Source organism: Kitasatospora sp. NPDC093558 (genome assembly GCF_040683475.1).
Taxonomy (GTDB): domain Bacteria; phylum Actinomycetota; class Actinomycetes; order Streptomycetales; family Streptomycetaceae; genus Kitasatospora.
Genome location: NZ_JBFBDY010000359.1, coordinates 1 through 6454, shown reverse-complemented (window position 1 = coordinate 6454; position 6454 = coordinate 1). Strand labels below are relative to the sequence as shown.

Genomic DNA, 6454 nt, shown 5'->3' with positions numbered 1-6454 from the left:
GGTGCACCGGGCGGGCGTTCCGTGGCGGGGAGCGTCAGCCGACCGAGCTGTTGTAGCTCTCGATCGCGGGCTGCAGTTCCTTGGCCGCGTCGGTGAGCGCCTGCTGTGCGGTCTTCGAGCCCTTGATCGTCTGCTCGATGGCCGTCTCCACGCCCTTGCGCGCCTGCGGCATCACGCCGAGCAGGCAGCCGGCCGTGGCCGGGGTGGGCTTGGTGGCCTTGAGCTGGTCGATGGCGGTCTGGAACTGCGGGTACTTGGCCACCCACTCCTTGTCCTTGGGGTCGTCCAGGGACTTGGTGTTGACCGGGAAGTAGCCGGTGCCGGTGTGCCAGGCGGCCTGCTGCTCCGGCGAGGTCAGGAACTTCTCGAACTCCCAGGAGGCGCGCTTCTCGGCGTCCGAGTGGCCGGGGCCGCTGATCCACAGTGAGGCGCCGCCGATGACCGGGCCGCCCTGGTCGCCCGCGTTGACCTTCGGGAACGCGGCGGTGCCGACGGTGAACTTCGCCGCCTCGGTGTAGCCGCGCAGCACGCCGGTGGACTCCAGGTGCATCGCGACGGTGCCGGACTTGAAGGCCGCCTGGGCGTCGTCGACGGTGCGCCCGGTGTTGGCCGCGTAGCCGTTCTTGACCAGGTCGGCCCACCACTGGACGATCTGGGCGCCCTGGGCGGAGTCGAAGACGACCTTGCCGGCCTTGTTGCTGCGCCCGTTGTCCTGGTCGCAGTAGACCGTGCCGGACTCGGCCATGAGCTGCTCGACGAACCAGCCGTAGATGGCGGCGCCGAAGCCGTAGCGCACGGTCTGGCCGCTCGCGTCCTTCTTGGTCAGCTTCTGCGCGAAGTCGGCGAGTTCGGCGAGGTTCGTCGGCGGCTTGGCCGGGTCGAGGCCGGCCTCCTTGAAGGCGTCGGCGTTCAGGTAGAGCAGCGGCATCGAGGAGTTGAACGGCATGCTCTGGAGCTTGCCGCCGGCCGAGTAGTAGTTGCGGATGTTGGGGTCGAGGTCGGCGAGCGAGTAGCCGTCCTTGTCCGCGAAGGCCTGGGCGGGGACCGCCTGCTTGGAGTCGATCATGAAGCGGGTGCCGATGTCGTAGACCTGCACCAGGGCGGGGGTGCCCTTCTGCTGAACCGCGGCCTTGTACTTGGCGACCAGGTCGTCGTACTTGCCCTGGAACTCCGCCTTGACCTCGATCTTGCCCTGGTGGGCCGCGTTGAACTGGCTCACCAGGCCGTTCAGCACGTCGGCGTTCTTGCCGGTCATCGAGTGCCAGAACTCGACGGTGGTGACGCCGGAGGCCTGGTCGAGGGCCTGGGCGCCGGGCGCCGCCGCGTCGCCGGAGCCGCCGCCGGAGCCCGACGTGGAGCCGCCGGAGCTGCAGGCGGTCAGGGACAGGCCGGCCACCAGCAGGGCCGCGAGCGCGCGTGCACTCTTCTTCACGGGGGTTCTCTCTCTGTGGGGTGCGGGAGGGACGAACGGATTCAGCGGACGGCGCCCGCGGTCAGGCCGCGGACGATGAAGCGCTGGCCGAAGACCACCAGGGCGAGGGTCGGCAGCAGCGAGAGGACGACGCCGGCGAGGATCAGGCCGGGGTCGGACATCTCGGAGTCACGCAGCGAGGTCAGGCCGATCTGCAGCGTCTGCATGTTCGCCGTGCGGGTGATGATGAGCGGCCAGAAGTACTGGTTCCAGGCGGACAGGAACACGTAGATCGACAGCGCCGCGAGGGCGGGCTTGTTGAGCGGGACGACGATCTTCCACAGGAAGCGCCAGTGCCCCGCGCCGTCGATCCGGGCCGCGTCGCGCAGTTCGGCGGGCAGCTGGCGGAAGGACTGGCGCAGCATGAAGGTGCCGAAGCCGGAGGCGAGGAAGGGCAGCACCAGGCCGAAGTAGGTGTTGCCGAGGCCCCAGTCCGACAGCGTCAGGTAGTTGGGGATGATGATGGCCTCCCACGGGACCATCAGCGTCGCCAGGAACACCCCGAACACCACCGCCCGCGCCCTGATCGGCAGGAAGACGAAGGCGTACGCGGCGAGGATCGAGGTGAACAGCTGGGCGAGGGTGATGGCCGTCGCCGTGATCGCCGAGTTGGCGTACTGGCGGGCCAGCGGGATGGTGTGGACGGCGCCGGAGAAGTTCCGCCCGGTGACCGAGTGGGGCACCAGCGCCGGTGGGTACGAGGAGAGTTCGGACGGGCCCATGAACGCGCCGGCTATCGCGTAGTACACCGGGAAGGCGACGGTGACGACGGCCGCGGCGAGCACCAGGTAGACGACGGCGCGGGCGAGCAGCTCGCGCGGGGACCGGCCGGCCAGGACGCCGGTACGGCGACGGGGCTCCACGGTTTCGACGCTGCTGATCGTGCTCATGCGTAGTGCACCTTCCGCTCCAGGACGCCGAACTGGACGGCCGTGCAGGCGAGGACGACCAGGAGCAGCACGACGGCCTGCGCGCTCGCGGTGCCGAAGTCGCTGGAGCCGTACGCGAACGCCTTCTCGTACACGGAGTAGACGAGGGTGCGCGTGGCGCCGTCCGGACCGCCCTTGGTGAGGATGTGGATCTGGCCGAAGCTCTGCAGCGAGTGGACGGTGGAGACCACGGTGAGGAAGAACAGGTTCGGGCCGAGCATCGGCACGGTGATCGAGCGGGCCAGCCGCAGGCCGGTGGCGCCGTCGAGCCGGGCCGCCTCCATGATCTCGCCGGGGATCGAGCCGACGCCGGCCGAGAGCACCAGGACGTTGTAGCCGAGGTTCATCCAGACCGTGGTGGCGGCGACCGACACCAGCGCGTAGCGGTCGTCGGTGAGCCAGCCGACCGGGCCGAGGCCCACGTGCGAGAGCAGGCCGTTGATCACCCCGCTGGCGGGGTTGAAGAACACCGCGAAGACCACGGACGCGCTGGCCACCGAGAAGGCGAACGGCAGCGCGAACGCGGAGCGCAGCAGCCGCACGCCGCGGATCCGGTTCTCCAGGAGCAGCACCAGCACGAGCGCACCGAGGACCCCCGGCACGACGGTGAGCAGCGTGAACAGGGCGGTGGTGACCAGCGTGCGGCCGAAGTCCGCGGAGCTCAGCAGGTCGGTGTAGTGCTGAAACCCGACGTAGCGGGAGGGCGCGCCGAACAGGTCGTTCGCGTGGGCGCTCAGGTAGAGGGTCCGCCCCAGCGGGTAGCCGATGAACAGGACGAAGACGACCAGCGAGGGCAGCAGGAAGGCCCAGGCCAGGCTGTGTTCGCCCCAGCGGTGGCTGCGCCGCGGGTGGGGCGCGGGGTGCGGTGCGGTCGGCATGGGTGAGCGCGTCCGCCTTTCGTGATGTCGGTTCCGGCCGAAACCGTGTCTTGCCCGTGCGACGCGCCGGAAACCTGGCGGTGAGCAACTGGTGACCACAGGATTACGCGTTCGCGTCAATCCGGACGGTCGTGTCCGGAGCAGCCTTAGGGCTGTCGGTGGTGCGGCGTACGGTTCCCACGTGAACGACGAGATCTTCGACTTGCGGGCAGGAATGGCCGAAACCTTGCGGGGGCGGGAGGGCGCCTGGGCGTTCGTCAGGGGCTTCGCCGCGTACTGGGGCGGGCCGCTCGGGCCGGGCGACGGCTTCGCGGACGCCGAGCTCGACGCGGCCGAGCGGCGCCTCGGCCTGCGGCTGCCGGCCGCGCTGCGCGAGGCGTACCGGCTGTTCGGGCGGCGGGCGGACCTGACGAGCAGCCACAACACGCTGCTGACGCCGGACGAGCTGTACGTCCTCGACGGCGCCCTGGTCTACCAGGCCGAGAACCAGGGCTGCGCCCACTGGGGCATCCCGCTGGCGGAGCTCGCCGAGGACGATCCGGCGACGGTGGCCCGGCCGGACCTCGCGGACAAGTCGCAGGAGCGCTGGGAGCCGTCGGAGTCCCGGTTCTCGGTCGCGGCCGTCGCGATGGCGATGGCGGAGAAGCTGCTGGAGGACCACGAGCTGACGGACTTCGCCGAGCCGGAGGAAGAACTGCCCGACGTCTACCGGGAGTTGCCGGAGCTCGGGCGCGATTGCCGGTGGTTCGAGGGGCCGGGCGTGCTGGTCGGCGTGATCGAGGACTTCTCCATGACGGCCAGGGCCCGCAGCGCCGAAGCACTGCAGGCCCTGTACGAGGCATTGCCCGAGGACTGGCTCAAGGGCTGAGCCGCGTCAGGCCGTCACGCCGCCGTCCAGGACGAGGTCGGCGCCGACGGTGTAGCCGGCCTCGGGCGAGGCGAGGTGGAGGACGGCGGCGGCGACCTCGTCCACCGCGCCGGCCCGGCCGACCGGGGTGGCGCCCTTCATCCGCTCGGCCTTGTCGGCGGCGCTCTCCCCGGGCCGGGTGGACATGGGGGTGTCGATCGGGCCGGGGCTCACCAGGTTGATCCGCACGCCGTCCGCGATGTGATCGCGGGCGGCGGCGCGGGTGAGCGCGGTGACGGCCGCCTTGGTGGCTCCGTAGGCGCCGAGGCCGGCGATGCTCATGTGGGTGCCGACGTTGGACGAGATGTTGACGATCGCGCCGCCGCCGTTGGCGCGCAGGTGGGCGATCTGGTGCTTCATCGCGAGGAACGTGCCCGTCACGTTGGTGCCGAGGACGCGCTCCCACTCGGCCTCGTCGATGTCGGCGACCGGGCCGAGGCCGCCGAGCACGCCCGCGTTGTTGACGGCGACGTCCAGTGCGCCGAGGTACTCGACGGTCTCGCGGACCAGCCGGGCCGCGTCCGCACCGTCCGTCACGTCTCCGGTGAGCGCCACGGCCTTGCCGCCCTCGCGCTCGATCAGCCCGACGGTCTCGGCCAGCGGGCCCTCGGTGCGGCCCGCGACGGCGACCCGGGCACCCTCCCGGGCGAAGGCGAGCGCGACCGCCCGTCCGATGCCGGTGCCGCCGCCGGTGACGAGGACGGCGCGGTCGGCGAAGCGCTTGCTCATGGGGTTCCCATTTCTATATTGACCGTTCGGTTCAGTATCAAGGCAGGAATTCGGTATCAAGGCAGAAGGAAGAGCCGCCGCTCCCGCTCACCGCGCTCAGTCCAGCAGCGTGAGCGCCTGCTCGGCGGCATCCCGCACACGCGCCGGCCCGTCCGCGACCTTGCCCATCACGCGCATGCCCTGCATCAGCACCATGAGCATCCGCGCCAGCGCCCGGGGATCACGCCCCTCCGGCAGCTCGCCCTGCGCCTCGGCGCGCGTGAGCGCCGCGGTGAGCAGCGCCTCCAGGTGGCCGAGGCTCGCCTCCACCCGGCGGGCGGCCGACGCGTCGTGCGGCGCGAGCTCGACCGCCGTGTTGGTGACGAAACATCCCTGCTGCCGCCGGTCCCCGGTGGACAGGTCCGCGTACCGGCGGATCACCGCGCGGATGGCGGGCAGCACCGGCCCGGGCTGGGACAGCTCGGCGAGCAGCACCGCGTCGGTCTGCTCGCTGTAGCGCTCCAGCGCACGCAGGTACAGCTCGTGCTTGCTGCCGAACGTGGCGTACAGGCTCGCGCGGCCGATCCCGAGCCCCTCGACCAGGTCGGCCATGGACGTGGCCTCGTAGCCGCGGCGCCAGAACAGCTCCAGGGCCGCCTGCAGCGCCGCGTCCGGGTCGAATTCCTTCGTTCGCGCCATGGTTGAACGCTAATCCTTTCTGGACCGCTCGGTCAATATAGAAGTCCTCAAGGGGCATGGTGCAGTCTTCTGCCCCCCGGTCGACTTGACGGAATTCGCCAGAGCCGAGGGGGATCTGACGGGTCGTTGTCAAGTGGACTAGACCACGGCTACCCTTGCCGACCACCCCTCCTCCCCCACATCAGGAGGCGTTGCCCCATGTCCGTACATTTCCCCGCAACACCGCGCGCGGTGGCCGACACCGCCCGCCCACTCGCCCTCACCGCTTTCCGGGTCGTCGTCGGGTTCCTGTTCGCCTGCCACGGCACGGCCTCGCTCTTCGGCGTCCTCGGCGGCGCCAAGGGCGGCGGCAGCATCCCGCTCGGCCACTGGCCGGGCTGGTGGGCCGCGCTGATCCAACTGGCGGGCGGCACCCTCGTCGTGCTCGGCCTCGGCACCCGCTGGGCCGCGCTGCTCTGCTCCGGCTCGATGGCCTACGCCTACTTCACCGTCCACCAGCAGCACGCGCTGCTCCCGTTGCAGAACGGCGGCGAACCGTCCGTCATGTTCTGCTGGGCGTTCCTCGCCATCGCCGTCATCGGCTCCGGCCCGTACGCCCTGGACCGCCTGCTTCCTGGCCACGCCCAGGACGCCGCCCACCGCACCGATGAGGCCGCCGAACCCGCCCACGTGGGCTAGGACTTGTCCCCGAGGTGCTGCTCGACGGACGCGACCTTGACGGTGAGGCCGTCGCCGACGCCGACCGGTCGTCGATGACGGCACTGGTCGCGGTCCCGGGGGGGCCCCCGCCCCCGCACCCCCCGACCCACAGGCCGCCCCGGGGGGCGGCTTCCACACGAGCTCAGACCTGGGGTCGGTGCCG

7 protein-coding genes are annotated in these 6454 nt (G+C 71.0%); 2 read left to right on the top strand and 5 right to left on the bottom strand.

Annotated elements, in window-relative coordinates:
• Positions 1-34: 34 nt before the first annotated feature.
• Genes AB0O00_RS26315 through AB0O00_RS26305 form a run of 3 tightly spaced genes read right to left on the bottom strand, consistent with a single transcriptional unit; the run spans position 35 to position 3278 of the window.
• Positions 35-1432 (bottom strand): ABC transporter substrate-binding protein, encoded by a 1398-nt coding sequence (locus tag AB0O00_RS26315; protein ID WP_363655749.1) that lies wholly within the window; start codon positions 1430-1432, stop codon positions 35-37.
• A gap of 41 nt (positions 1433-1473) precedes the next feature.
• The gene (locus tag AB0O00_RS26310) at positions 1474-2361 is read right to left on the bottom strand and encodes a carbohydrate ABC transporter permease (RefSeq protein ID WP_363655747.1); all 888 of its coding nucleotides are present in this window, start codon (positions 2359-2361) and stop codon (positions 1474-1476) included.
• Positions 2358-3278: a sugar ABC transporter permease gene (locus tag AB0O00_RS26305; protein ID WP_363655745.1), complete on the bottom strand. Its 921-nt coding sequence runs from the start codon at positions 3276-3278 to the stop codon at positions 2358-2360. Before AB0O00_RS26305 ends, AB0O00_RS26310 begins: the two co-directional genes overlap by 4 nt.
• Positions 3279-3459: 181 nt before the next feature.
• Between AB0O00_RS26305 and AB0O00_RS26300 the strand changes: the two genes are divergently transcribed.
• Positions 3460-4146 (top strand): SMI1/KNR4 family protein, encoded by a 687-nt coding sequence (locus tag AB0O00_RS26300; RefSeq protein ID WP_363655743.1) that lies wholly within the window; start codon positions 3460-3462, stop codon positions 4144-4146.
• A gap of 6 nt (positions 4147-4152) precedes the next feature.
• Here AB0O00_RS26300 and AB0O00_RS26295 read toward each other — a convergent pair whose 3' ends face one another.
• The gene (locus AB0O00_RS26295) at positions 4153-4914 is read right to left on the bottom strand and encodes an SDR family oxidoreductase (RefSeq protein ID WP_363655741.1); all 762 of its coding nucleotides are present in this window, start codon (positions 4912-4914) and stop codon (positions 4153-4155) included.
• A gap of 96 nt (positions 4915-5010) precedes the next feature.
• The gene (locus AB0O00_RS26290) at positions 5011-5592 is read right to left on the bottom strand and encodes a TetR family transcriptional regulator (RefSeq protein ID WP_363655739.1); all 582 of its coding nucleotides are present in this window, start codon (positions 5590-5592) and stop codon (positions 5011-5013) included.
• 198 nt (positions 5593-5790) lie between these two features.
• Between AB0O00_RS26290 and AB0O00_RS26285 the strand changes: the two genes are divergently transcribed.
• Positions 5791-6270: a DoxX family protein gene (locus AB0O00_RS26285; RefSeq protein WP_363655737.1), complete on the top strand. Its 480-nt coding sequence runs from the start codon at positions 5791-5793 to the stop codon at positions 6268-6270.
• The last annotated feature ends 184 nt before the right edge of the window (positions 6271-6454 follow it).